17 protein-coding genes and 3 pseudogenes are annotated in these 26064 nt (G+C 68.9%); 12 read left to right on the top strand and 8 right to left on the bottom strand.

Annotated elements, in window-relative coordinates:
• Window positions 1–106: 106 nt before the first annotated feature.
• From ABTY98_RS37960 to ABTY98_RS37935, 6 genes and pseudogenes are all read left to right on the top strand, one after another.
• A pseudogene (locus tag ABTY98_RS37960) lies at window positions 107–3087 on the top strand (Tn3 family transposase).
• Between the two features lie 10 nt (window positions 3088–3097).
• On the top strand, window positions 3098–4501 hold the full coding sequence (locus tag ABTY98_RS37955; RefSeq protein WP_352225701.1) for an FAD-dependent oxidoreductase: 1404 nt from the start codon (window positions 3098–3100) through the stop codon (window positions 4499–4501).
• Between the two features lie 151 nt (window positions 4502–4652).
• Window positions 4653–5255 (top strand): recombinase family protein, encoded by a 603-nt coding sequence (locus tag ABTY98_RS37950; RefSeq protein WP_352225700.1) that lies wholly within the window; start codon window positions 4653–4655, stop codon window positions 5253–5255.
• A 393-nt stretch (window positions 5256–5648) separates the two neighbouring features.
• A complete protein-coding gene (locus ABTY98_RS37945) occupies window positions 5649–5960 on the top strand; it encodes a trypco2 family protein (protein ID WP_352225699.1) in 312 nt (103 codons plus the stop codon).
• A 12-nt stretch (window positions 5961–5972) separates the two neighbouring features.
• Complete coding sequence (locus ABTY98_RS37940; RefSeq protein WP_352225698.1) at window positions 5973–7316, top strand: S1 family peptidase; 1344 nt, start codon at window positions 5973–5975, stop codon at window positions 7314–7316.
• Window positions 7298–10438 carry a hypothetical protein gene (locus ABTY98_RS37935; RefSeq protein WP_352225697.1) on the top strand — a complete coding sequence of 1047 codons (3141 nt, stop codon included), beginning with the start codon at window positions 7298–7300 and terminating at the stop codon, window positions 10436–10438. Before ABTY98_RS37940 ends, ABTY98_RS37935 begins: the two co-directional genes overlap by 19 nt.
• Before the next feature lie 74 nt (window positions 10439–10512).
• Here ABTY98_RS37935 and ABTY98_RS37930 read toward each other — a convergent pair whose 3' ends face one another.
• Together ABTY98_RS37930 and ABTY98_RS37925 are read right to left on the bottom strand one after the other, a co-directional pair.
• A complete protein-coding gene (locus tag ABTY98_RS37930) occupies window positions 10513–11001 on the bottom strand; it encodes a hypothetical protein (protein WP_352225696.1) in 489 nt (162 codons plus the stop codon).
• A gap of 202 nt (window positions 11002–11203) precedes the next feature.
• Window positions 11204–11992 carry an SDR family oxidoreductase gene (locus ABTY98_RS37925; protein WP_352225695.1) on the bottom strand — a complete coding sequence of 263 codons (789 nt, stop codon included), beginning with the start codon at window positions 11990–11992 and terminating at the stop codon, window positions 11204–11206.
• Window positions 11993–12113: 121 nt separating this feature from the next.
• Between ABTY98_RS37925 and ABTY98_RS37920 the strand changes: the two genes are divergently transcribed.
• Window positions 12114–12695 (top strand): TetR/AcrR family transcriptional regulator, encoded by a 582-nt coding sequence (locus tag ABTY98_RS37920; RefSeq protein ID WP_352225694.1) that lies wholly within the window; start codon window positions 12114–12116, stop codon window positions 12693–12695.
• Window positions 12696–12853: 158 nt separating this feature from the next.
• Here the strand turns inward: ABTY98_RS37920 and ABTY98_RS37915 are convergent.
• Window positions 12854–14554, bottom strand: a pseudogene (locus ABTY98_RS37915) (IS1182 family transposase).
• A 1011-nt stretch (window positions 14555–15565) separates the two neighbouring features.
• On the opposite strand from ABTY98_RS37915, the gene ABTY98_RS37905 reads away from it, so the two are divergent.
• The 4 genes from ABTY98_RS37905 (at window position 15566) to ABTY98_RS37890 (ending at window position 20507) form a co-directional block, all read left to right on the top strand.
• Window positions 15566–15790 (top strand): hypothetical protein, encoded by a 225-nt coding sequence (locus ABTY98_RS37905; RefSeq protein WP_352225691.1) that lies wholly within the window; start codon window positions 15566–15568, stop codon window positions 15788–15790.
• A gap of 50 nt (window positions 15791–15840) precedes the next feature.
• Window positions 15841–18285: a substrate-binding domain-containing protein gene (locus ABTY98_RS37900; RefSeq protein WP_352225690.1), complete on the top strand. Its 2445-nt coding sequence runs from the start codon at window positions 15841–15843 to the stop codon at window positions 18283–18285.
• 191 nt (window positions 18286–18476) lie between these two features.
• Window positions 18477–20045, top strand: coding sequence for an FAD-dependent monooxygenase (locus tag ABTY98_RS37895; protein ID WP_352225689.1), 1569 nt, complete (start codon window positions 18477–18479; stop codon window positions 20043–20045).
• A 279-nt stretch (window positions 20046–20324) separates the two neighbouring features.
• Complete coding sequence (locus ABTY98_RS37890) at window positions 20325–20507, top strand: hypothetical protein (protein ID WP_352225688.1); 183 nt, start codon at window positions 20325–20327, stop codon at window positions 20505–20507.
• 130 nt (window positions 20508–20637) lie between these two features.
• Here the strand turns inward: ABTY98_RS37890 and ABTY98_RS37885 are convergent, their stop codons facing one another.
• The 3 genes from ABTY98_RS37885 to ABTY98_RS37875 form a co-directional block, all read right to left on the bottom strand.
• Window positions 20638–23517 carry a trypsin-like serine protease gene (locus ABTY98_RS37885; RefSeq protein ID WP_352225726.1) on the bottom strand — a complete coding sequence of 960 codons (2880 nt, stop codon included), beginning with the start codon at window positions 23515–23517 and terminating at the stop codon, window positions 20638–20640.
• Between the two features lie 71 nt (window positions 23518–23588).
• Window positions 23589–23900 carry a trypco2 family protein gene (locus ABTY98_RS37880; RefSeq protein WP_352225687.1) on the bottom strand — a complete coding sequence of 104 codons (312 nt, stop codon included), beginning with the start codon at window positions 23898–23900 and terminating at the stop codon, window positions 23589–23591.
• A 439-nt stretch (window positions 23901–24339) separates the two neighbouring features.
• Complete coding sequence (locus ABTY98_RS37875; RefSeq protein ID WP_352225686.1) at window positions 24340–24555, bottom strand: helix-turn-helix domain-containing protein; 216 nt, start codon at window positions 24553–24555, stop codon at window positions 24340–24342.
• 463 nt (window positions 24556–25018) lie between these two features.
• Between ABTY98_RS37875 and ABTY98_RS37870 the strand changes: the two are divergent.
• A pseudogene (locus tag ABTY98_RS37870) lies at window positions 25019–25408 on the top strand (single-stranded DNA-binding protein); the annotation flags it as partial.
• A gap of 105 nt (window positions 25409–25513) precedes the next feature.
• Here the strand turns inward: ABTY98_RS37870 and ABTY98_RS37865 are convergent.
• Together ABTY98_RS37865 and ABTY98_RS37860 are read right to left on the bottom strand one after the other, a co-directional pair.
• Window positions 25514–25687, bottom strand: coding sequence for an IS1096 element passenger TnpR family protein (locus ABTY98_RS37865; RefSeq protein WP_352225684.1), 174 nt, complete (start codon window positions 25685–25687; stop codon window positions 25514–25516).
• 77 nt (window positions 25688–25764) lie between these two features.
• Window positions 25765–26064, bottom strand: a 300-nt coding sequence (locus ABTY98_RS37860) for a hypothetical protein (protein WP_352225683.1), incomplete at its 5' end; no start/stop codon positions are given.

Genomic DNA, 26064 nt, shown 5'->3' with positions numbered 1-26064 from the left:
AGTAACTCGCCAGTAGGTTCCGGGGCTCTCTGCCGTTTCCCGGTGACAGGACGCCTCGTTGGGCTGTCTGGGTGAATGCCGGGAGGGCTGACGACAAGGGGCGGGTGTGCGACAGCAGTGGTCGCCGGAAGAGCTGTTGGCGAGCTGGACGCTGGTGGAAGGCGACTGGAAGCTCGTGGCCAACAAGACCGGGGTGACGAGGCTCGGCTTCTGCCTGATGCTGAAGTTCTTCGAGATCGAGGCCCGGTTCCCGGAGTTCATCGAGGAGTTCCCGCAGTCCGCCGTGGAGTACGTCGCCGGGCTGGTGAAGGTGCCGGCTGCGGAGCTTGTCAAGTACGACCTGGCGGGCGCGAAGCGTCACCGGAAGCAGATCCGCGAGGCCCTGGGGTTCCGGCCGGCGACGCTGGAGGATGAGGAACAGCTCACCGCGTGGCTGGCCACGGAGGTGTGCCCGGTCGAGCTGGTGGAGGATCGGCAGCGGGAGGCTCTGCTGGTCGAGTGCCGGGCGCGGAGTACCGAGCCGCCGGGCCGGACCCGGATTGAGAAGGTGCTGGTCGCGGCCCGCAACCGGTGGGAGCGGGTGTTCTGCGCGCGGGCCATCGAGCGTCTGGGTGAGGTTGGGGTGGCACGGCTGCTGGCGCTGGTCGCGGAGGGCAACGAGGATGGCGCTGCACTGCTGGCGCTGCTTAAGCGTGACCCGGGTGCGGTCGGCCTGGACTCCCTGCTGACCGAGGTCAACAAGCTGAATGACGTGCGCAGTCTCGGGCTGCCTGAGGGGCTGTTCGCGGACTGCTCGGAGAAGCTGGTGGCCGCGTGGCGGGCGCGGGCGATCAAGATGTACCCCTCGGACTTCCGCGACACCGCCGAGGACGTACGGATCACGCTGCTCGCGGCGCTGTGCTCCTCCCGGCAGGCGGAGATCACCGACGCCCTGGGAGAGCTGCTGATCGCCCTGGTGCAGAAGATCAACGCGCGGGCTGAGCGGCGGGTGGAGAGGCAGCTCACGGCAGAGTTGAAGAAGGTCCGCGGTAAGGAGGGCATCCTCTTCAGGCTCGCCGGCGCGGCGATCGGCCAGCCCGACAAGACCGTACGGACAGCCCTGTACCCGGTGGTCGGGGAGAAGACGCTGCGCGACCTGGTGGCCGAGGCGAAGGCGAACGAGAAGGTCTTCAAGGCCAAGGTACGCACCACGCTGCGCTCCTCCTATAGCTCGTACTACCGGCAGATGCTGCCGCCGCTGCTGCGGACGCTGGGGTTCCGCTGTAACAACACCGCTTACCGGCCGGTGATGGACGCGCTCGCGCTGCTGGAGAAGTACGCCGGGGTCGACGGCAAGATGCGCTTTTACGACGCCGCGGATGTGGTGCCGATGGACGGCGTCGTACGCAAGGACTGGCGCGAGGCCGTCGTCGACGACAAGGGCAGGGTCGAGCGCATCCCGTACGAGCTGTGCGTCCTGGTCGCGCTGCGCGATGCGATCCGGCGCCGTGAGATCTACATCGAGGGCGCGGCCCGGTGGCGCAACCCGGAGGACGATCTGCCCGGGGACTTCGAGGTCACCCGTACCGTGCACTACGCGGCGATCCGTCAGCCGCTGGACGCGGCTGAGTTCATCACGGATCTGAAGCAGCGGATGGCGAACGGCCTGGACCGGCTCACGGCCGCGCTGGCGGACGGCTCGTCGGGCGGAGTGAAGGTGACCACCCGGCACGGCGAGCCGTGGATCTCCGTGCCGAAGCTGGAGAAGCTGGACGAGCCCACCGGCCTCCAGGCGCTCAAGGACGAGGTGGTACGCCGCTGGGGTGTGCTCGACCTCCTGGACGTACTGAAGAACGCCGACTTCGACACCGGTTTCACCGACGAGTTCGCCTCGGTCGCCGGGTACGAGCGCATCGACCGCGCCGTCCTCCAACGACGCCTCCTCTTGGCCCTGTTCGCTCTCGGTACGAACATGGGCATCCGCGCCATCGTGGCGACCGGCGAGCACGGTGAGAGCGAGGCGGCGCTACGGCACGTGCGACGGCACTTCATCACCGTCGACAACCTGCGGGCCGCAGTGCGGAAGCTGGTGAACGCCACCTTTGCCGCCCGGGACACCGCATGGTGGGGCCAGGGCACCGCGTGCGCGTCGGACTCGAAAAAGTTCGGGTCCTGGTCCTCAAACTTCATGACCGAGTACCACGCCCGCTACGGAACAACGGCGTGATGATCTACTGGCATGTGGAGCGGAAGAACGTCTGCATCTACTCCCAGCTCAAGAGCTGTTCGTCGTCCGAGGTCGCGGCGATGATCGAGGGGCTTTTGCGGCACTGCACGGACACCGAGATCGAGTCGAACTACGTGGACACGCACGGCGCGAGCGTGGTCGGGTTCGCCTTCACCGAGCTGCTCAACTTCCGTCTGCTGCCGAGGCTGAAGAACATCGGCAGCATCCGCCTGTACCGGCCCGACGACGACCCACCCGGCTGGCCGGCGCTCGGCGGTTCACTGACCAGGTCGATCCGCTGGGACCTGATCGCCCAGCAGTACGACCAGATGGTCAAGTACGCCACCGCCCTGCGCCTGGGCACTGCGGAGGCCGAGCAGGTCCTGCGGCGCTTCACCCGTGGCGGTCCCAAGCACCCCACCTACCAGGCGCTCGAAGAACTCGGCCGCGCGGTGCGCACGATCTTCGCCTGCGACTACCTCGCCAGTCCTGGCCTGCGCCGCGAGATCCACAGCGGGCTCCAAGTCGTGGAGAACTGGAACAGCGCGAACACCGTGCTGCACTACGGCAAGGACGGCGCCTTGACCGGCCCTGACAAGGAGCACGCCGAGACGTCGATGCTCGCGCTGCACCTGCTGCAGTCCGCACTCGTGCACGTCAACACCCTGCTGCTCCAGCAGGTGCTGGCCGAACCGGCATGGGCAAAGAAGCTCACCGACGAGGATCGGCGCGGACTGACCGCTTTGTTCTGGTCCAACGTCAACCCGTACGGCACGTTCCGCCTGGACATGGACAAGAGGCTCGACCTGGCACCGGTCGCCGCCATACCCCGCCCCCGCACCGCGACGGACGACGCTGATTTCGAACTGAAGATCGTCTAGCAGTAGGCTCATGCCGCAACACGACGCGAAGGGGAGATCGGTGGCGCGGGTTGCGGTGATCGGTGGGGGAATCAGCGGGCTGGGGACGGCGCTCATGCTTGGCCGACGGGGCCATACGGTCACGTTGTTCGAGCAGGCTGCACGGCAGGCCGGAGACGACCTGAACCGGGACTTCTTCCACTGGGACAGGCCCCGAGTCCCGCAGGCCAACCATCCCCACTCGTTTCTCGCGTCCGTCCGCACCGTGTTGCGCACCGAGACCCCCGATGTCTACACGGACCTGCTGGCACGCGGAGCCCGGGAATACCACGACTTCGACTGGTTCGATGAGCATCCGCCGCACCGGGCCGGCGATGAGGACTTGGTAACCCTGCGCACCCGCCGCATCGTGTTGGAGGCCGCCCTGACCGCGGCCGTGCGGCGGGAACCCACCGTCGAAGTGCGGCAAGCCTGCCGGGTGCGCGCCCTCACCTTCGAGGAAGGCCGCCCTCCCCGTGTCACTGGCGTACAGGTGGGCGCGGAAATGCACCAGGCGGACCTCGTCATCGACGCGGCCGGCCGCCGCTCGCCGGTCCCCTCCTGGCTGACCGCGGCCGACTGCCGCCCGCCCGTGATCGACAGCCACCGCACCGGGATCGCTTATCTGTGCCGCTGGTACCGCCTGCGCGCCGACAGCCCGCGTGACCCCGGACGGGTAAAGACCGGCTCGGCCGCACCGTTCGCCCTCGCCGGCGTCTTCCCTTCCGACAACGACACCTTCGCGGCGCACCTGGTGCTCTCCACGAGTGATCCGACCCGAGGCGCGCTCACCGACCCCGCCGTGTTCGAGGCCGTCGCCCGCCTCTTCCCCGCCACCGCCGCCTGGCTCGACCTGGCCCCCGAACCACAGACAGCCGTCCTGGCGATGGCCGGCCTGGACAACCGCTGGACCGCCCTCGCCGACGCTGACGGACCTATCGTCACTGGCTTGGTCAACGCCGGGGACAGCCTCATCCACACCAACCCCACCTCGGGCCATGGCGCTGCCCTCGGCCTGCGCGCCGCTCAGCACCTCGCCGCCCATGTCGACCAGATCGTCGCGGACCCCATCGGCTACCACACCTGGACCACACAGGCCCTCCGCCCGTTGTTCGACGCGCAGGTGACGGCCGACCGCGCCAACGAGCAACGCCTTGGGGAGAGCTCACCACCCTCGGATCGACGGGCTGCTGCCCTGGCCGCCTGTGCCTTTGACGATCCCGTCGTCATGCGAGCCCGTGCCCAGGTACGCCATCTCCTGCAACCGGCCGACGATGCCTACGGCACCGACGAAGTGGACCGAGCCGTTACCTCCTGGCTGGCCGACCACCCAGACTTCTCGCCAACGCACGATGGCCCGACTCGCGATCAGTGGGATGCACTCATTCCAGGCTGAGCGCTTGCCTGGTACCTCACCTTCGACGCTGAGTGTCGGCGGTCGTCTGCCGACACTCGCCCGCGTGATCACGAACCCGCAGGTGGGCAGTGTCGGCAACTCGCGTCGGCAATCAACGTCGATGAACGGTCCGGCCGATAGATTCCGACACATGCTCATTGGCTACGCGCGGGTCTCGACCGCCGACCAGAACCCTGATCACCAGATTGACGCCCTACTGCGGGCCGACGTCGACCGCGACCACGTCCACGTCGATACCGCGAGCGGCGCGAAGGCGTCCCGCCCGAAGCTCGACCTCGTCATGCAGCTGCTTCGCGAGGGTGACACGTTGAAGGTCACCCGGCTCGACCGGCTCTCCCGCTCCGTGCTGCACCTGGTGACCCTCGGCGCGGACCTGCGCGAGCGCGGGATCGGACTGCACGTCATCGAGCGGGGCATCGACACGTCCACGATGGAGGGGAGGGCGATGTTCGGGATGCTGTCTGTACTCGCCGAGCTCCAGCGCGAGCTGATCGTGGCGAACACCAACGACGGGCTCGCCTCTGCACGGGCCCGCGGCCGGGTCGGCGGACGCCGGCCCAAGCTCACCGACGATCAGGCCGCGCTCGCCCAACGGCTCTACGACGAGCGGGAGAAGACCGTCCAGCAGATCGCCGACATGTTCGGCGTTCGCCGGTCGACCGTGTACGGCCACCTCGACAAGACCATAACCGTGCCTCGCCAGCCGAAGAAGACAACGGTCACCAAGCCCTGAAAGCTACCCGCCGGTTACTTGTTCCCTGGTGTCCGGGCTGGGACTCCGGGGCCGCGTAGCGGAGGTTCGCCCAGAAGGCGAGGGTCACCGCGCCCAGGGTGGGGTCGTGGGCGGAGGCGGCGGAACGCAGCGAGGCGAGGAAGTGGCGTTCGGCGGCGGCGTGGCGGCCTTCGTCGTAGGCGCACCAGCCCGTTGTCGCCGCAGAGACTGTGTCCCATGCAGGTCGTGTCGCTTTAGAGGACAGGCTGCAGTCGGCGTCGTGTCTCGCTGGCGTCACGGGCGGTGTCTCGTTTCACGGCGCCAAGAACAGCAGCAGCGTGAGGCATGTCACCGTCAAGAGGCTGTGGGTCTATCATGCTGGCCACACTCAGAGACGAGGGGATGACGGGGTCGATGGCGCACGAGTGGATGGAACTGTCGGAGGCGATCCAGGTGCTGCGGGAGCAGTTGCTGATCGCCAAGGCCGCCGGCGAAGACAGCGAGGTGTCCTTCTCCGTCGGCAAGGTGGAGGTCGAACTGGGCCTGGAGGCCCGGAGGTCCGGGGGCGCCGGGGGCAAGCTCCAGTTCGGCGTGTTCGCCCTCGAGGGAAAGGGCGAGTACTCCTCTGGGGCGACGCACAGGCTGCGGCTCGAACTGCTGCCCAAGGACGGTGAAGGCGAGACCCTGGAGATCAAGGGCCGGGTGAACGAACTCCCTTCCCGCTGACCGGGGACCGGCATGGACACGGACCTGATCGCCGAGGTCTACGCGACGACCGGTGACAGCCCCTGGAACTGTGGTTCCGCCTACGTTGTGGGACCACACCTGCTGCTGACGGCGGCCCATGTGGTGCTGGTCGACGGCGCACCGGCACGTACGGTGCAGGTCCGTCTGCTCGGTGCCGCCGACTACATCGAGTGCACCGTTGCGTGGTACGGCTACGGCCAGAATCTCGACGTCGCGCTCCTGCGCGTCAGCGATCCCGAACAGAGCCTGCCGTCCCGGTGGAAGGATGCCCGCTGGGGGCGGCTGGCGACCTCCGCGATCGGTACGCCGGTGACCGCCGCAGGATTCCCGGACGTGCAGCGGCATCCGGACGGGTTCCGCGACACGGAGCAGCTCAGTGGCCGGGTCAACCCGCTGACGGGTATCAAGGCAGGCTGGTACGCGGTAGGCGTGGACGATCCGCCGACCCGGGTGAAAAACAGCAGTACTCCCTGGCATGGGATGTCGGGGGCGGCGCTGTTCGCCGACGACCTTCTCATCGGGGTCGTCGCCGGTGACCAGGGAGGGTTCTCCAGCAGCCGCCTGACGGCCATGCCCGTCTCCGCACTCGCCGCCGACCCGGAGTTCTGCTCGCTGCTGAAGGCCGATACCGGCCGGGATTGCGTCATCGAGGCGGCGGATCTCCGGCGGTTATTCGCGGAGCCGCCGAGGGCCGATTCGCCGGCGCAACTGCTGCGCGCGGACGTGGAGGCAGTGCCGTTCCACGGCCGCACCGACCTCTTGGCGGCGCTGGAGAACTGGTGCCTCGAACCCGGATCCTTCTCGACGCGGCTGCTCGTGGGCGGTGGTGGCGAGGGCAAGACGCGGCTCGGTGTGGAACTTTGCCACCGCCTCCGTGCCCAGGACTGGGTCACGGGCCGGCTCGCAGAGGATGCGCCCGCCGAGACGCTGAAGGTGCTTGAGCAGCTGTCCCACCCCTTGCTGCTGGTCGTTGACTACGCCGAGACCAGACAGGAGCAACTGCACGCACTGGCACGCCACTTGGGAAGGCCAAGATGTCCAGTACGGCTGCTGCTCCTCGCCCGGTCCGCGGGCGACTGGCTGACACAACTGGCCATGTCGCCGAACCTGGCATCCCTGGTAGCCGCGCCGGTCGAGCACCTGAAGCCACTCGAGGTCACCCCGACGGGCCGTAACGCCGTGTGGCGGGCCGCGGTCAGCTCACTGGCTGACGCGCTGTCGTCACTGCCCGACCACCAGCATGTGAACTGGCGGGCCGTACGCGACCGGGTAGCTCTGCGGCCGACGCTCGGGACGAGAGTACCCACGACCGCTCGGTGCTGGCCCTGCACATGAATGCCTTGGCCGCCTTGTTGGAGGCGGGCCGCCCACTGGCCTCGGCGACGACAGGCACGGAGGACGTGCTGCTCCTGCACGAACAGAGTTACTGGGAGAAGACGGCGAATACTCGGGGCCTGACACTCGGGGCCCCTGCGCGACGGTACGCGATCGCCTCCGCGTCGGCATGGAGCGCCGCCGACGAGGCTGAGGCTCTGCCCGTGCTGGGAAGGGTGATCCGCCTGCGGGACCTGGGGGAGGACCGCAGCCTCGAGGCAGCGCAATGGATCAGCGAACTGTACCGGACGTCCAGTCACTTCTGGGCGACGCTGCAGCCGGACCGACTCGGCGAACACCTCATCGGCGCGGTGCTGAAGGAGAGGCCGCAGCTGTTCCATGATGCGGCGAACGTGGCGACCGGACGGCAGATCAACCACCTGCTCACCGTGCTGGCCCGGGCGGAGGTGCGCCAGCACCATGTGGCCGACGTGCTCGCCCAACTGATCAAGGAGCATGTGAGCCGGTTCGGTGTCGCGGCGGTTACGGTGATCGCCGCGACCGAGAACCCGTGGCCGCTGGCGAAAGCGGTCGACGCGGTGCTTGCCGAGCCAGATTCCATGTCGCTGGACGTACTGGAGGCGCTACACGAAGCCGTCCCACGATCCACAGAGCGATTGGTGCTTCAAGCCAGAGCAATCGCGGAACTGATCGCTGACCGCTGCCGTCTGTCGGCCGATTCAGGCGTCCCTGCCGACCTGGCCCGGTACGCCGGGTCACTTGAAGCGCTGGCGAGCCGCTTGGCCTGGGAGGGCCGTCGCGCCGAAGCGGTGAGGACGATGAAGGACGCGGTGTTGCGCTACCGGGAGCTGGTCGCAGTGGACCCGCAGACCTACGAACCGCATCTCGCGGAGGCGCTTGCGGGCCTCGCGAACCGGTATGCGGACCGGGACCGGAAAGTGCGGGTGTCCCAAGGCGATGCGAAGCGCGCCGCTCAAGCCGCTAACGAGGCGGTGGAGTGCGCGGAGCGTCTTGTCGCGTCGGATCCGGAAGCACACACGGGCCGCCTCGCCCGCTACCTGGTCAGCCATGCGAACAGGCTTGTCGACCTGCGGCAGTATGGGCGGGCGACCGCACAGGTGGAGCGAGCTGTGGCCATGCAGGCGCGGTTGGTCGGCGCGGACGCCGAGGCATATCTGGCGGACTCTCTGGTGACGTTGTCCAAGCGGCTACTCGACGCCGGACAGCATCAAAGGGCGTTGGCTGCGACCCAGCGTGCCGTCGCCATCTGCCAGCAGTTGTTCGAGCAAGCGGCCGACCCCGCGTCGGAAACGGCCGTTGCGCTGACCCGTACGCTCGGCCAGCTGGCGATCGTGCTCGACGGTTGCGAGGACACCGAGGGGGCGCTGAAGGCTTCTGTGCAGGCGTCGCGGGTCGCGCGCGACCTCGCTGACGCGAGACCGGACGGGAACCTGTCGGTGCTGGCGGAGTCGCTCGTTGATGTCGCCCGGCGCCGGACCGTCCTGGGCCAGGAGGACGAGGCGACGAGCAGTCGTGAGCAAGCGGTGGAGATCTGGCGACGGCTTGCGCGGATTAATCCATCAGGCTACTTGCCCCAACTGGAACGGGAACTGTTCTTCTCCGCCACCGCATCAGGCACCAGGGCGCCCTCGCCCGCGGCGCTGGCTTGCCTGGAGGAGGCCGTGGAGGTCTGCCGTCAACTGTGCGCCGCAGACCCTGAATACGGTCTGCGCCTGGCCGAGTCCGAGACCATGCTCAGCAAGTGGTACGCCGAGACAGGCAGAGGGGACGACGCGCTGAAGGTCCTGCGCAGTGCCATGGTCACACGTCGGCAACTCGCCGCCAGCAAGCCGGCGAGCTTTCTGGAAATCTACGCGACGAATCTGGTGATGCTGGCACGTCAGGAGGTCGGACTGGGATACGTCCGCGAGGCGCTCCAGACGTATCAGGAAGCCTGCACGACATTCGCCCGGACGGAGGCGGCCTCGCGGGTACCGGAGCTGGTGACGCGGGCGCAGGCACTGGAGTCCGAAGCGAAGGACCACGTCCAGACGGGCCGTGAGGAGGACGCGCTCACCGCGTATCAGCAAGCCGTCACCGCCTACGGGCAGGCACTGACCGCGCCTACCGACCCGGAGCTGGTGTCGCAGGCCCCGAAACTGCTCAAGAGGGCGCACAAGCTGGCTGCGGCGGGACGGAACGAGGAGGCACTGCCCTTCTTCGTACAGGGGGCGGACGCGTACGGAAAACTTGCCGAGCGAAATGTCACCCGGTACGTCGGGCGGCTCGTAAGCGCGCTGAACGGGGCCGCCAAACGCCTGGGCCAGGCCGAGCGGCACGAAGAGGCGCTTGCCGTGCTCGAACGGGTGACGGCGGCGTATCAGCGTGCGGCCGACGCGGACCCGGCCCGCTACACACTGCTATACGTCCGCTCTCTGGTGCCCTTGGCCAAGAAGCTCATGAGCGTCCGCCGCGAGGACGCGCGCGCCGTGCTGGACAGAGCGTTCGACGTGTACCGGACCATGGATCACACGGTGCCGGTGCAGCTGAACTACGCCCAGGCACTGGAGACGCAGTCGAGTCTTCTGGACGCGATGGGCCATGCCGAGACATCGCTGGCGCTGCTGCGCGAGGCGGTGGCCATCTACCGGGTTCTGGCGGGGAGCGACACCGATGCGTACTTGAGCCAGTACGCGCAAGCCATCGCCGCACTCGCCCGGCGGTTGCGTACGGCGGACAGCCTCGATGAAGCCCTGGCCTGTCAGCGAGAGGTGGTGGAGAGCTACCGGAGGCTCGCCAACCTCATCCCGGCCAAGTACACATTGAGCTACGCGACATCACAGGTGCTGGTTGCCCTCTGGCTGAACGAGCGAGGACGGGACGAGGAGGTGATGACGGCCCTGATCGAGTCCGTTCTCGCCTGGCGTCGGCTCAAAGCGCCCGTGTCCCACACCCAGCAGATGCAGCTGGCTCAATTCCTGGAGCATCTGGCCAGGCAACTTGCCGAGGTCGGCCGGGGCCACTTGGCCGACGAGGTGACGCGGCGCAGCGGTCCTTTCTGGGCGCAGCTGGCCGAGGCAAACCCCTTCGATAACCCGAGCACTCCGCTTGGCACTCGATGATGTGATTGAACCGGACGGAACCACTGAACGATGCCGCCCTGAGCGGGGAGTGACGGCCCCCGCCCGGCGCCCGGTCATGGCCGATCCGTCCGAAGCACCCGGGCCGTCCCGCCGCGCGTGGCAGGCAGGTGGCGTAGGCCGCCTCCGGCGGCAGTCTGCCCCCGTAGTCGCTCGATCTCCTCGTGCTGGGCGGCCAGCCTGGAGATTGCAAGGGCCTTGAAGGCCATGAGCTCGGCGAGATCCGCGTCCCGTTCGGCGACCCGTTCCTTCAGCTCGGCGACCTGGGCCTTCAACCGCTCGATCTGGGATGCCCTGGGGTCCGTGACGATCCCGGCTGCCTGGGCCTCCTTCACCCGCCGTTCGAACTCCTCCGCGAGGTGCTGATAGGGGCCAGGGCGTTCTCCCTTCGGGTAGAAGCCGGTGCGGGTCACTCCTGCCTCGGCCGCCAGGGTCTTGAGATCGCACCCGCCGCCCGGCGGGATCACTCCGGCCAGCAGCCGGTCCATCGCCGCTCGGATCACCGCTTCGTTCCGGGTGCGGGTCTCTGCTGTCAGACGTCCCATCTCAGCCCTCCGTCCCGGCCGCGGCCGACGGGCCCAAGCTGGGGTCGCGGTAAGAAGTCCGTCACCGATCCTGCTGGCTTATTCGGGTGCCATTAACGAACGTGTCACCGATCCTGCTGGCCAATTCAGGTGGGTGTAGCCCGCCTGAAGGGACCTGCTTGAGCTGGGAAGCCGCGGGCCGGGCTGTGTCCTAAACGTCGTGTCAGACGGTCTTGACAGATCCACCGTCAATCAGCAGGTCTGTGCCGGACATGCTGGCCGCCAGCGGTGAGGCGAGGTAGGCGACGGCCGTAGCGACCTCGGACGGTTCCAGCAGGCGGCCGGTGGTCATGCCCATCGCGGCCGGGATCTGAGCCAGCAGCTGCTCCTGGGTGACCCCCATGGAGCGGGCCAGCTCCGCGCCGTAGCCATCCGGGCTCTCCCACATCGCGGTACGCACCGCGCCCGGCGAGATGGTGTTGATGCGCACGCCCTGCGGTCCGAACTCCTCCGCCAGTGCCTTGCCGAAGGCGGTCAGCGCGGCCTTCGCGGTGGTGTAGGTGACGGGCCCGGCATGCGGCATTCGGGCGCCGTTGGAGGAGACGTTGACCAGCGCCCCGCGGCGGCGCAGCAGGCTGGGCAGCGCCGCCCGGCTGGTCCGCACGGCGGCCAGGAAGTTCAGGTCGAGGGACTGCTGCCACTGCTGGTCGGTGAAGGAGAGGAAGCCGCCAGTTTGGCCCTCTCCGCTGTCGCCGCCGCCGACGTTGTTGACGAGCAGGTCGAGATCGCCGAGCTCGGTGGTGGCGCGGTCGATCAGCTGGGCTGGGGCGTCGGGGGTCAGCAGGTCCACCGATATGGCCAGGGCGCCGGTCTCCTTCAGCTCCGGGGTGATGGTGCGGGCGGCGGCTACCACGCGAACGCCTTCGGCGGTGAGCGCTTGGACGATGGCCAGTCCGATGCCGCGGCTCGCGCCGGTGACCACGGCGGTGGTGTTCGTCAGCTGCAGATCCATGGATGCACTCCTGTCGTGGCAATGAACCAGTCGCGACTTCAGCGACGCCGTAAAGCTAGTAGATGCAACATTCATGATGCAAGTAATCCATGATCGGCGTCCCCGATGTACTGTCTGGTCCATGGAGACGAGGGGGCGCGCGCTGCGCGCCGATGCGGAGCGGACGGTCCGGACGATCCTGGAGGCGGCCGAACGCGTGCTGGCCGCCGACCCGGCGGCGACCATGGAACAGATCGCAGCGGCGGCCGGGGTGGCCCGCACCACCGTGCACCGGCGCTTCGCCACCCGCGAGGCATTGGTCGAAGCGCTGGCGACCTGGGCGACCGAGCGGTTCCACCAGGCCGTGGAGGCCGCCCGCCCACTCACCTCCCCGCCACTGGTTGCCCTGCACCAGGTGACCGCCAACGTCCTTCAGGTGAAGATCGGCTGGAGCTTCGCGATGAGCCGGACCGCTCCGTCCGACCCCGAGGCGGCGCGAGTGCACACCGACGTCCTGGCCCAGTGCGATCAGCTCTTCCGCCGCGCGCAGGAAGCTGGCCTACTGTCTGCGGACACCGACCTGGAGTGGGCCCGCCGGGTCTACTACGCCCTGATCCACGAGGCGGCCGAAGAAGGGCGGGAGGTCGTCGATATCGGCGCCGTCGACCAGCTGGCCGCACGTGTGGTGGACACCCTGCTGCACGGAGTCGGGGCACCGCTGTAGACCTTGCCGCGAGGGCCGGTCGGGGGCGTCGGCCCATCCGGCCTTTATGCCAGCGGGCGCCCTCGATCACGCTGACGCGATCGGCCGGGCCCGCCGCAATCCGACCTGCAACCTCCCGGATCAACCAATCCCTTCGAGAGAGCTGCACCTACTTCGGGTTATGCGGCAAGGGAGAGGCCGAGGCGGGCGAGGCGCCCGGTCCGGGTGCGGTCGAGCGGGTGGCCGTTCCACCAGGCGTCGAGACGGAGCAGGTTCAGCGCGACCGCGGAGAAGGCGTGTTCGAGGTGTGTCTTGGGCAGGCCGCGGTAGCGGGCGCGTCTCATGCCGGTGACCGCCACGGCCTGGTGGATGGCGCCTTCGATGCCGGCGCGGGTGCCGTACTTGGTGCGCCACTGCTCGCTGGTCTGTTCGGCGCGGGCCTGGTCGAGGGCTTCTTGCTGTTCGCGAGGCTGGAGGGAGAGCGAGCGGCCTCCGGTCCTGGAGCGGGTGCACTGGTCACGGACGGGGCAGGCCTGGCAGGTCTGCTTGTCGAACTTGACGACGATGGCCGGCGTCCCGCGCTGGCTGGCGGGGCTCCACCAGGTGCTGGTGCTCCCACGCGGGCAGACGGCCTGGCGCTTGTCCCAGTCGATGGTGAAGGCCGTCCGATCGAATCCGGTACCGGCGCGGGCCTGGGGCGAGCTGTTCAGCAGCACCGGGGTGACCAGGGCGACGCCGAAGTTGCGTTTCACCGCGACGATGAGTTCGGCCGACGGGTAACCGGAGTCGAGGTAGTGCTCGGCGGGCAGCAGGTCACGGGCGGCCAGCATCTGGTGGATAGGTTCGGTCATTTCCGCGTCGGTGACCGTGGCGTCGGTGGTGGCGATGTTGGTGATGATCCGGGGCGCGGGTTCGCCGTCGGCCGGGTCTGTTGCCGGATCGTCGCAGGTCTCGCTGATGTGGACCTTGTACCCGGTCCACCAGGAGCGTTGCTTGAGGCCGTAGCGTGCGTCGGTGTCGTAGGGAGAGGCGAGGCGGAGCCTGCCGGGCGGGAGGTCCTCGCTCTCCCGCCGCTTCACCTCCGTCCCCGCCTCGGTGACGGTGCGGTGGTAGTTCTGCATCCACACCGTGCGCAGGATCCGTAACGCCGGCAGATCGCGCAGCCACACCGGCGCGGCCGGGGAGTGGACCGCTTCCAGGAGTGCGAATCCGTCCCGGCCGTAGACCAGGGCCATCTCCGCGCGCTTGGCCTTCGAGGCGGGCGGATGCCACGAGTCGGTCCGTGGCCCGTACCGTTCGGCCCATTCCCGAACCGGCAGTGCATCGGCCAGCCAGTCCGGGGCAGCGCAGGCCAGGGTCTCCAGCGCGGCCCTCAGCGTTTCCCCGGCGAGTTCCAGCCGGTTCAGGTCCCGGACTGCGGCCAAGACCCGGGTGGAGTCGGTGCGCTACTTGCCACCGGCCTTCACCAGGCCCCGGTCCCTCAGCGCGGTCAGCAGGAGGTCGAGGGCCTTCTCCTCCAGGCTGTGCTCCACCAGACGGGCGCGGAACTCCGACAGGACCGAGGCGTCGAACCCGGGATCGTCCAGCTCCAGGCCCAGCGCGTACTTGAAGTCCATGCCGTAGCGGACGCGATGCGCCGTCGCGCGGTCGGTGAGATTCTCTACGAACTGCAGCACCGTCACCAGGGCGAGCTGGCCCGGCGACCAGCCCGGCCGCCCCCGTTCTGCGAACGCCTCGGCGAACTCGGTGTCCGGGAACAGCTCGCCCAGCTCATCGCGGACCCGCATCGCCAGCGGATACGGCCCACGGGCTGGGACCGCGCGAGCCACCTGCGCGGTCAGCTCCGGCACCTGCGGCCAAGGCCGCGACTGCATCGACATCCAGCACCCCACCCGCAACCGGAACGGCAAAACGGTCGCCACCCTGGCCAACGAGCCGTCACACCGGACGGCACGGAATTAACCAGCAGGATCGGTGACAGGGTTCTTACCGGCACCCCAACTCGCGCAACAGCGGGCTGCCTTTAAGGATCTTGGCAGGAGGGGCAGGGTAGGGGCGGCCAGGTTGTTCGGAAGAGGTTCCTCGACCGCACAGCCCGTCAGAGGCGGCTCCGGGGCCGACGACCAGGGGAAACGCTGTCTCATATAGGGCGTCCGGTGAACCGCCCGGTGAGCGGAGGCTATCCGTACGCCCCTTCATGGATCGGCATCACGGGCCGCTGAGTCTGGGAAAACTCTCTACCTTGCCCCTCATGTCAGCTTCCTCAAAGTCACCCCGGGCCAGCAATCCGGCACGCGCGGTCGTAGGGGGCCCGGCGATGCCCGTGACCGAAGGCGAAGCGGGTCCCGCAGACGGGGCCGTCGAGTAGGTACGGGATCCGGCAACCGTTGGGCCAACTTCGGGTTTGTTGCCGCGGGCTGGTGATGCGGCCGGTCCGCCGTTGCAGCGGCGGACCGGCCGCGGGGTGCGGTGTCCGGACCAGTGGACGTCCGCTGATCCCTGCTTGAGGGATCTGTTCCAGTGTGTGTGATCCACACGGACCTGTGCGGCGAACAGGGTTGCGGAGTTGGATCGGCAACAATTCCAACACGCCGTGACCTGCGGCGATGCGATGGCGTGCGGTGCCGGGACGGATGGGGTGCAACGGGGTGCCGGGGATGCGGTTGCCGCGCGCTGCGGGCGGGTTGGCGGGAGTGGTGACGCTGGCGTTTCGATGTTGCGGACTGGCTGCGCAGCGTTGCTGTTTGCGGGTAAGTCCTTTGCCTGGCTCGCGTGTTGCTCGACGCTGGTCTTGTCGCTGAGGGCCCGGTGCCGGGAGTTGCAGCTCCTGGCGCGTTGGGCGGGCCCGGTGGCCGTCGAGTGCACGTGTCCGGACCAGAGGAGAATTCATCGTGGGAGACAAGCAGTACGAGAAGTCGGCTGCCGCGGCATGCGTAGCGGGGGTGCCGGGTTGGCAGGTGGGGGTGTTCGTCCTCATCCAGATCGTGGTCGTGGTCCTGGTGCTGGCCGGGTATGACCTGCCGACCGCGTTGGCCTGCGCGACGGGCGGCGGCCTGGTCTCTGCCCGAGTGGCCCAGGACCTGCTCGCCCCGCAGCGTCCGGTGCGGGGGGCGTGATGGCGCAGGTGCAGCCAGGGCCGGGGAACCCGGGACGCGACCTGGACCCGTTGCGTAAGCCGCTCGAGGCGCTCGCCCGTGCACTGTGGAACCTGCGCGTGCGTGACCCGGAGCGGACCCAGCAGATGGTGGCGGACGCCATCCCCTGCGACAAGGCCACGGTCTCCAACCTGACGAACGGCCGGACCCTTCCGAGCGCGCCGACACTCGCCCGGTACCTCACCGTGTGCGCGGCCCCGGATCCCGAGGCGTGGAAGGCCCTGCGTGGCCTGGCTGATACCGCGCACGAGACCCTGAAACCCGGGAAGGGCTCTCAGCGCAGTGTGTTGTACTCCTTCGCCGAGGAGTTGCTGGCATGCTGTGCCTCGGCCGGGGTGCGTCTGTCTCCGGCCAGCTCGGGCCAAGATGCCCGCGAGTACAGCCCGCAGCAGCTGGTCGAGGGGTGGGAGACCGCTGCTGCGAAGCCCGGACCTGCACCGGTACCGGCGGAGGTCGCCGACCCGGAGCCCACCGAGGATTCCGGACCTGCGCTGCGGACGGGGCCAGGCGAGGGGGCTGGGGCCAGCCCGGGTGCAGGGAAGCCAGCCTCGTCGCGCAGACGGTATGTCGGCATCGGCATCGGTGCCGCGGTCCTGGCCGTGGTGGCTGCCGGCCTGACGATCGTTCCCGGCTGGCCGGGTGATGACGACGGCAGCGAGTCGACCAGTTCCCTGCGGCATTGCACGAAGCCGTCGGTGACGCTGCACATCGCGGCGTCGACGGACAAGTCCGCGCCTCTGCAGGACCTGGCCCGCCGGTACGGTGCCCGCTCCGCCGGTGGGGAGTGCGTGGACGTGGCCGTCTCCAGCATCGATTCAGGCAGTGCCATGCAGGCGCTGGCGCGGGGCTGGAGCGAGGATGACGGTCCCGAGCCGGATGTGTGGTCACCGGCGTCGCGTGTGTGGCTGGCGGTGGCACGGCAGCGGGCCACGGGCGCGGCGAAGAACCGTCTGCCGGAGACGGCCGGGCCGTCGGTGATGACCAGCCCGCTAACGATCGCCATGCCCCAGCCCATGGCCAAGGCGCTGGGCTGGCCCGAGAAGAAGATCGGCTGGAAGGAGCTGGCCGACTACGCTGCTCAGCCGGGCTTCTGGAAGAGCAAGGGACACCCGGAGTGGGGAGGCTTCAGGCTCGGCAAGACCAACCCGGAGTACTCCACCTCAGGGCTGAACGCGACCATCGGCGCATTCTTCACCGAGATCGGCACGACGGGGGAGATGAATCCCGACGACCTCGAAAACCCTAAGGCCCGCAACGTGGTGCGGTCGATCGAGAACTCCGCCGTCCACTATGGCGACACCACACTCACGTTCCTGGCGAACCTGCGCCGTGCCGACGATGAGGGCGATGCCACCTCCTACATCTCCGCCGTCACCGTGGAGGAGAACTCCGTCGTCGCCTACAACAAGGGCTATCCGTGCGGCAGCGAGTCCAACGACCCGCAGTGCGCGGTCGACCCGGACAAGCTCAAGCCGCCCAAGACCCCGCTTGTCGCGTTCTACCCGACCGACACCACCTCCACCGCCACGGACGGCTCCGCCTCGCAGACCCTGTACTCCGACCACCCCTATATCGAGCTGAACGGCATCGAGCCGGCCAAGAAGAAGGTCGCCGACGACTTCCGGGAGTTCCTCGCCTCCAACACCGCACTTGAGCGCTTCACCCAGCTGGGCTTTCGCACCGCCCCCAACAAGGCCACCAGCCAGCTCACCCCGGACAACGGGGTTTTGGGCGACGAGAAACTGACACCGCTGAGCACGCCCGCCCCGGACGTCCTGGACAAGCTGCTGGCCGCGTGGCGCGAGCTGCGCAAGCCTGCGAACGTGCTCACGGTCATCGACACCTCCGGGTCGATGGACTGGGGGGTCCGCAGCGGCACCAGCGAGAAGGCCAAGGATGAACCGAGCCGGCTCGATCTCGTCAAGCAGGCCCAAGGACCGCTCTTCGACGGGTTCACGGACCGGGACAAGGTCGGCCTGTGGACCTTCGCCAAAGAGGTGAAAGAAGTCAGCGCGCCCCAGGCGATGGGATCGGGCAAGAACAGCCACCGCGAAGACTTCAAGGCCAGCATCGACGACCTCCAGGCCGCCGGTGCGACCTCGCTGAACCAGGCCGTCGCCAACGCCGTCGACTCCCTACGCGCTCAATGGGACCCCCACGCCATCAACGCCGTAGTCGTGCTCACCGACGGCAACAACGACCCCGCGGATGCGCCGCCCGCATTCACCCAGCTCCGCCAGAAACTGACCGACACCAGCAAACCGGTCCGCGTGTTCACCATCGCCTACGGCAAGGACGCCGACACCAAGACAGATCCCGACTCCTGCCGCGACGGCAAGAAGACGTGCAAGACGTACCTGGAGGAGATCGCCGAACTCAGCCACGCCCGCACCTACAACGCCCGTGAGCCCAAGAGCATCTCCAACATCCTGACGAACGTCATCTCCAACTTCTGACCCGACACGCCCCGATGTGCGGGCCGCCCGGCGCGAGCACGCCGCCCGGCGGCCCGCACATCGGGGCGTCCCCTTGTGTCCGAGCTGGGATTCCGGGGCCTAACTGTGCTGGCCCCATTCTCCTCGCGGGGCTGGTCCTTGACACTTCGGCGCCTTTTTGGCCTCTTTGGCCCTCGGTCATAGTCGGCGCCATGGACTATGACGTAGACGTAGTGGTGGCCGGAGGCGGCCCGGTCGGACTGATGCTGGCCTGCGAGCTCCGGCTCGGAGGCGCGCGGGTGGCCGTCCTGGAGCGCCTCACCGAAGTGAACCCGACGATCAAGGGCGGGGCGATCACCACGCCCAGCGCCGAGGCGCTCTACCGCAGGGGCATGCTGCCCGCGCTGGCAGAGGTGCAGCGGCAGGCGATGGACCGCTTCCAGGCATTCATGCGCGAGCGGAACGGCGGGGACGGAGGCGGGTCCGCGGGCCAAGGGCTCGGGATCGTCGGGCACTTCGCCGGAATCATGCTGCGCGCCGCCCTGGTCGACCGTACGGAACCGGGCCTCGGCGACGCCGGACCCGCCGCCGAGATCGCTTTCGTGGCGCAGCAGGACATCGAGCGGCTGCTCGGCGGGCGGGCGGACGAGCTCGGCGTCGACGTGCGCCGGAGAGTGGAGCTGACCGGCTTCGACGCGGACGAGGAGGCCGTCACCGTGCGGACCAGCCACGGGGCCATACGCGCTGGCTGGCTCGTGGGCTGCGACGGCGGCCGCAGCGCGGTCCGCAAGCTCGCAGGGTTCGAATTTCCCGGTACCGACCCGGAGATCACCTGTCACCAGGCGGTCGTGGAGATGACCGGCGCCGAGGACCTAAAGGTCGGCTGGACCGCCACGGACACCGGGGTGTACGCCTACGGGCCGATGCCGGGCCGCGTCGTCACCGTGGAGTTCGACGGCTCGCCGGCCGACCGGGACGCGCCGGTCACCGCGGCGGACCTCCAGGCGCGGCTGCGCCGCGTATCCGGCGTGGACGTCACGATCACCGGGGTGCGGACCGCGACCCGCTTCACCGACCACGCCCGCCAGGTCACCGAGTACCGCAAGGGCCGGGTGCTGCTGGCGGGCGACGCGGCGCACGTGCACTCCGCGTTCGGGAGCCAGGGGCTGAGCCTGGGAATCGGGGACGCGATGAACCTCGGATGGAAGCTCGCCGCGGTGATCGGCGGCCGGGCGCCGGAAGGGTTGCTGGACACGTACACCTCCGAGCGGCACCCGGTCGGTGCGTGGGTCCTGGACTGGACCCGGTCCCAGGTCGCGGCCATGCGCCCGGACCCGCAGTCCCGGGCCCTGCGCGAGATCGTCAGTGACCTGGCGGGGACGGTCGTGGGCACCACGTACCTCACCGCGCGGCTCAACGGTGGCGGGGTGCGGTACGAGCTGCCGGGCGAGCACCCGCTGATTGGCCGCAGCACCCCGGACCTCGAACTCACCGACGGCGGCCGCCTCGCGGACCACCTCCACGGCGGCCGGGCGCTCCTGCTCGACCTCACCGACGACCCGGAGCTCCGGGCCCTCGCTGCGGGGTATGCCGGCCGCGTCGACACCCTGACGGCCGGCTGCCCGAACCGCCCGGACCTGGCGGCGGTCCTCGTCCGTCCGGACGGCTTCACGGCCTGGGCGGCCGACGCGGGGGCGCAGGCGCCGACATCGAAGGCCGGGCTGGCGGAGGCGCTGGAGGAGTGGTTCGGAGTGCCAGAGAGTGCGGTGACGCCGGGCTGATCCGCCGCTCTGCTGACTGACTCGAACCACGAGCCGATCCCACCCACGGCCGTCGCACCCACCCGGCAAAGCCGGATCCGGCGCTGCCCTGGGGTCCTCGGGGGTGCGGGGCCAGGGCGCGGCGCGGCACCAGCACGCTCGCGACCAGGGCTCTTTCCGATCAAACTTCGGTGACACGCGATCAAGGTTCGATGGCACAGGACACGGGGTGTCAAGTCATGTGACACCAAACTGCACTCTCTGCTTGGTTCCTACTCGACCGCCGACTCCATGCTCTCCATGGCCCTCCACCTCCGCGACCAGGAGATGAGCCTGCGCGACATCGCCAAGCGCCTCGTCATCACCACCGGCGCGAAGAAGGGCCAGCACCCCTCACCCGCCACCGTCATGCGAATGCTGCGCGAGCACGACCAGCTGACCGCCAACCCCGGTCACTCTGAGATACTTGTCCCTCTGCCGTAGCTACCCGAGCGCAGGGCCACATCCGACTTGTCCTGTCGCATTGAAGTTGTCTGATTCTCACTCATTTTCGTTCGAGTTGGCGGATTCTCATCACGCCGCATGCTGAGCGGCAATGTCGCGCAAGCAGAGGTCAACGCCGGAGCCACTCAAGTAGTTCGTCGTGGCGTACCTGGTAGACGGTTCCGGCAGACCTCAGCAGTCCTCGTTCATGGCACCAGCGGAGGAATGCGGCCAGGCGCCACGGCAGCTTTCCGCGGGTGGCCGAGATCAGGCCGAGGTACTGGCGGCTGGTGACCGCGACAAAACCGGGCCCGGCAGCCACACCGCAGGCCAGGGCCGTGATGACCGCGAGCGGCCAGGAAACTCGCAACCACTCGACGCTCAACGTCCCGTAGAGCGTGAGGGCCGCGACGACGGCACCGGACACCATCCCTGCCATCGTGTCATTGCGCAGTGGGGACAGCGGCGTGGGCACCCCGGGCGGATCCGGGTCCGGGTCTCCGCCGTTGTTGCGCCGCGCGGCGCGCAGCCCTGCGGGTACCCCCGCCGCCAGCCCGATTGCTCCGGCTCCGCATCCCGCGGTGAGACCGATGAAATCGCCGAGTCGGCCGGCGAGGAACCCGGCCACCACTGTCACCGCCAGGGCAGATGGGGTGCTGGCCGCCACCAGATGGCGGCGGTCGATGTCCGCTCGCACCGACAGCGCCAGGCCGAGGCCGAAGACGGCTGCGAACCCGGCGCCGGCGGCCAGCGCGAAGCCCGGACCGAACAGGGGCGTCAGCGGAAGCATGAGGACGCCGCCCAGTGTGGCACCCAGGGCGATCCGGCTCCAGCCGAGTCTGCTGCGTAGCCGCTGGAACAGGATTCGGCGTGGCTGGACGTATCGTGCACGTGCGTTCCAGGCCGACAGCAGCGGCGCAGGGGTCAGCAGTGCGAGCAGTACTGCGCCAGGCAGTGGCAGGGCGTGGTTGCGGTGGAGGCAGATCGCCAAGGAGAGCAGGGCGGGCAGCCAGCAGGCGATGGTGATCGCTGCGGCGGCATAGCGGGCGCTGCGCGGCCCGGCGACCGGCCACAGCGTATGGATGGCCAGGTCTCGGGATGGTATGACGGCACCGCTGCCGTCGGTCGGTGCCGCGTGGCCGCCGCGCAGGCTTGCGGTGAGCAGCCGCAGCCACTGAGTCACGGCTTGCGCCTGGTACGGCCGACGCCGGTCGGCCGGATCTGGCTCGCACAAGGACGGGATGAGTTCCTCCAGCAACGCCGCGTGCAGTTCTTCCTGCTCTCGGCCGCCCGAGGCTGGTACCCCGACGAAGGAGCGGAGTTTCGCGGTTCCGGCTTCCGTCTGCGATGCCAGTGACGCCAGCGTGAGCATCCATGGTGAGGACAGCACCGCTCTCGTGGCCGTCTCCGTTGCGAAGAGATCGTCCTTCAATTCGGCGAGCCGGGCCCTGTTCCTGGTCCGCTCGTCCAGGAACCGTCGTCCGTCGACGGGCTGGACCTCCTCGATCTGCACCGTCGCACAGTCCAGCAGACGCTGATCGGCGCGGCTGAGCTCGGCGTGCTCATCCGAACGGCAGGTCAGCACCAATGGCCCGGCGAAGCGGTTGAGCTGGGCCAGCGCGGCGATGCCCCTGGGCCGTCTGCTGTCTGTGGGGTCCATCTCGTCAAGGCCGTCCAGGACCGGCATGATACGCCCGGACGCCAACAAGTCCCGCGCCCTGGTCTCGGAACCGCCCAGGTACTCCTGACCCAAGCGAGCGCTGAACCAGTCGGCGAACGTCGCGCTGGTGTCCCATTCCGACAGGCCGACCGGCACCGGCACCGGACCGTCGTAGTGCTTGCGGGCGAGCACCCGATGGACGAGTTCATAAGCCAGGAGCGTCTTGCCCGAGCCGGGACCGCCCGTGATGACCAGGCGTTTCGGTCGGAGCCCGTCCAGGTAATGGGCGATGCCGTTGAAGTCCCCGCGAGGCCAGGCCCTGTCTGCGTCCCTGCCGCCCTGCGGCACGGTGACGAAAGTGACGTTGATGGCCTTGCTGTCGTTGCCCAGCAGTTGCCAACGACGTCGCTCTACCTCCCCCCGGACGGCCTCGCGCAGCCTTTGGACTGCAGCTTCCCGGCCGGCCCCTGCCGACCGCGGGCCACGGAGCCAATCGATGCCCCATCCGGCCAGAACGCCGGACAGCGTCGATCCGATCGGCCAAGTGACGCCCGACGCGGTCGGGGACAGCGCCAAGAGCGCCAAGATCGTCATCGTCCCTCCTGCGGCGGGCACCAGCAGCTTCTTCAGGCGGTGCCCTGAGGAGGGCGGCGGTATGGCAATCGGCGCGTAGTCCGGCTCGTCGTCGGGATCGGGAGATGCCTCGCCGATGTCCTCGGTGACGAAGTGGACACCGTGGGCCCGTAAGGTCTGCTCGAATCCCGGCAGTTCGGCGAGGACGCTGACGGGTACGGCCTCCAGCACACCGGGCGCGAAGCTCTTGTCCGTCGTCAGGACCGCGATCAGGTGTGGTCCGCACAGCAGCCCGGTCCCCGAGCTGCCGCGCCATCCCGAGCGGCTCGGCACGATGCCCACGTCGACATGCACCGTGGTCATCCGCGACTTCATGCCGTGCAACGGGTCCACATGGCCACGTATCGGCATGGTGTCCCGTGCGTGGTCGGGACGTGTGACCGCGTCGGGAAAGCCCAGCCCGAGGCAGGGCACGCGGTTCTTGCCCACGATCCGCCCGAATCGCACTGGCGGAGTCACCGGCGGTTGCCAGCCCGGCCCGGTGATCCGCAGCAGCGCACCGTCCGCGTCCGGCAACACCTCCGAGGCTGCTGCTTCCGGCAGCCACACCAGTTCGGCAGCCGTCCAGTCCGTGCGGCCCTCCGGATCCAGCTGCCGGACCTCCACGCTGCCGCGCATCCGGACCCCGTCCACGACGTGGTGCGCAGTGAGCACCACGTCGTCACCGATCAGGTACCCGCTGCCCGACTTCCCGAGGACCGGATTCCAGATCTCCATGACCCGTGCCTGGTCCATCCCCCGTCCTGTTCCTCACCCGACGAGCTGTTCTCCACGCGGACCGTTCGCGGCTATTTCGGACGCTGCGGAGAGTCGGCGGAGATCCTCAGATCGTTGTCGTCGCCGTCGACCGGCTGCAGGGTGAGCTTGACGCGGTGGGTCCGGCCCACGCTTGCCGCACCATGGGCCTCAACCGTCCAGGGAAGAACGAAGACCTTGGCCTTGGCCCCGCCGTCCTTCTTGACCTCCACGGTGAACTCGAGCTCCACCGGCCCGGTCCTGAATTTCAGGGACTCCTCCCTGCCCGCTTCCATGGCGCTCTGCAACTCGGCACGAATCGCGCTGATGGTCTCCCCCAGCTCGGCCCATGGTTCCTGCGGCACGTCGATACCCCCTGATGACTGACCCTGACGCCTGGACGTCGCAAAGCGGGGCGTGGCCACACGTGCGCCGGCCCGCTTCGGTTCGAACCGTATCCGGTCCCGATCTCCCCTGGGGCCGGGACCAGCAAACACCTGCCGGCTCGGTACGCATCGCCACACGCAGGCGACGGCGCTCCTGTCCAGGACACCCTCTACCGGCGCTTCTGCCTCTACCGCGAACGCGACTTCCGCGAAAGCCAGGTGGTTTGAGAACACCGACCACCAGCGTTCTCAAGCCACCTGGCACCTTCGCAGGTCAGCGAGCCGCTATCTGCCAGATGCACTTCGACAGCACACGACTGCCAGCAGGCGAGACTGGAGGGACCCGGCGGCGCCCAGAATCTCAGCCGATGCTGCCACCCGCCGGGCAACCTTCCGTACAGACCACCCAGCCCGGCCGTCACACCTCAGTCGGTTGGCGCATCGCGCCCCCGCGCGAGCGGAAGGCGACACCGGCGTCGGCGAGGAGACGATGAACCCCGCCGTAGGAACGCCCCGTCGCCTCGGCCAGAGCGCGGATCGACGTCCCCGCCTCGTACCGGGCCTTCAGTTCCGCGGCGACCTTGTCGCGCTCCGGACCGGGCATGAGCTTGCGGGCCGGCGACTTCCTGGACATGACGGGGCTTCCTCCCACGAGACCAACAGACCCCGCCATGATCTCGTGGCACCTGTGACCAGGGCCACCAGTTCGCCGGATCCCGCTACGGCCCGCTGATGGGGCTCGTTGAATTTCCCCCACCCCGTGCTCAGGGGTTCCCCAGACCTGCTCACCTTGTCTCCCCACCCACGGCGCGCTGACCTGCGGACGGGCGCCACTCGGGAGGGGCCAGCCGATAGCCAGCCAGGTCCAGGGGCGGGGCGAGTTGTCCAGGGTGGGCAAAGCCCAGCGCGCAGCGCCGCCGCAGGCGCCCTTGACCACTCGGCACGGCCCGCACACTCCACGAGCGGGCGGCCCCGGCCCTCGTTGCCGACCGCAACCACCTGGGGAACGAAGAGCAGCACTGGGGAAATTCACGAAGCCTCATCACCGCCCGGTACCGTGGGACGCGTATCAAGAGCGCAGGTGAGGAGCGGCGGACATGGCGGGCGAGACCCTGGCAACGGTGGTGGGCAACCTGACCGCTGACCCGGAACTGCGGCACACCGCCTCCGGCCTCCCCGTCACCGGCTTCACCATCGCCTCCACCCCACGCGTCTTCGACCGCGAGCGCAACGAATTCATCGACGGGGAACCGCTGTTCCTGCGCTGCTCGATCTGGCGCCAGGCCGCCGAGAACGCTGCCCAGTCCCTGACCAAGGGCATGCGCGTCATCGTCACCGGGCGCCTCAAGCAGCGCACCTTCGACGACAAAGAAGGCGTCCGCCGCACCACTGTGGAGATCGATGTCGAGGAGGTCGCAGCCTCCCTCACGTACGCGAAGGCGACCGTCACCAAGACCTACCGCCCCGGCACCGCCCCGCAGAACGGGCCCGCTCCCTCTACGCGTCCAGCCTCCGGGCAGGCACAGGACTCCGTGCACGCCGAGCCCCACCCGTTCTGATCACCAAGGCATATCCCCGGCGGCTTGTACCCGTCACGACCAGCTCTCAACGGCCCTGCTATCCCTTTCGGCCGTATCTCGGCTGACCCTCTGGATGACCGCGTGCAGCCCGGACAGCGGGACTTCGGAGGGCACGTGCAGGCGCCGCCACACGGCCGGCTCGATGCCCTGCAAGGTCGCCTTGATCTGGTGCACGGTCGACTCCACGGGCGACACCGTAGCCGCGGCGGAGTCGCGTGCTCCAACGACTCGGTCAACTCGTTGACCGGCCCGCCTTCCGGCGGTCAGCTCCGGCGGCGGGCGCGCTTCTCGGCGCGGGCCCTGGCCAGGGCCGCGCGGTGGGACTCCTCGGCCTGGGACCGCGTCAGGGGCATGTCGAGACGGCGGCGGTCCTCCATCTGCGCGTCGTGGACGTGCTCCGGCTCGCGTGATGCCCAGCGGCGGGGCTGCTCCGGCTCCGGGCGCCGGGCCGGGGCGTAGCGGTCCAGCCCCCAGCGGCCGGTGAGTTCGGCGCGCTCGGCTTCCCGGGCCAGCTCCGCCTCCGCCGCGATGCGGGCGGCCTCGCGGCGCCGCTCCTGCTCGCG

This window comes from Streptomyces sp. NPDC096040 (genome assembly GCF_040303265.1).
Taxonomy (GTDB): domain Bacteria; phylum Actinomycetota; class Actinomycetes; order Streptomycetales; family Streptomycetaceae; genus Streptomyces.
Note: the sequence above shows the minus strand (reverse complement) of the source record. Positions and strands in the feature narration are given on the sequence as shown.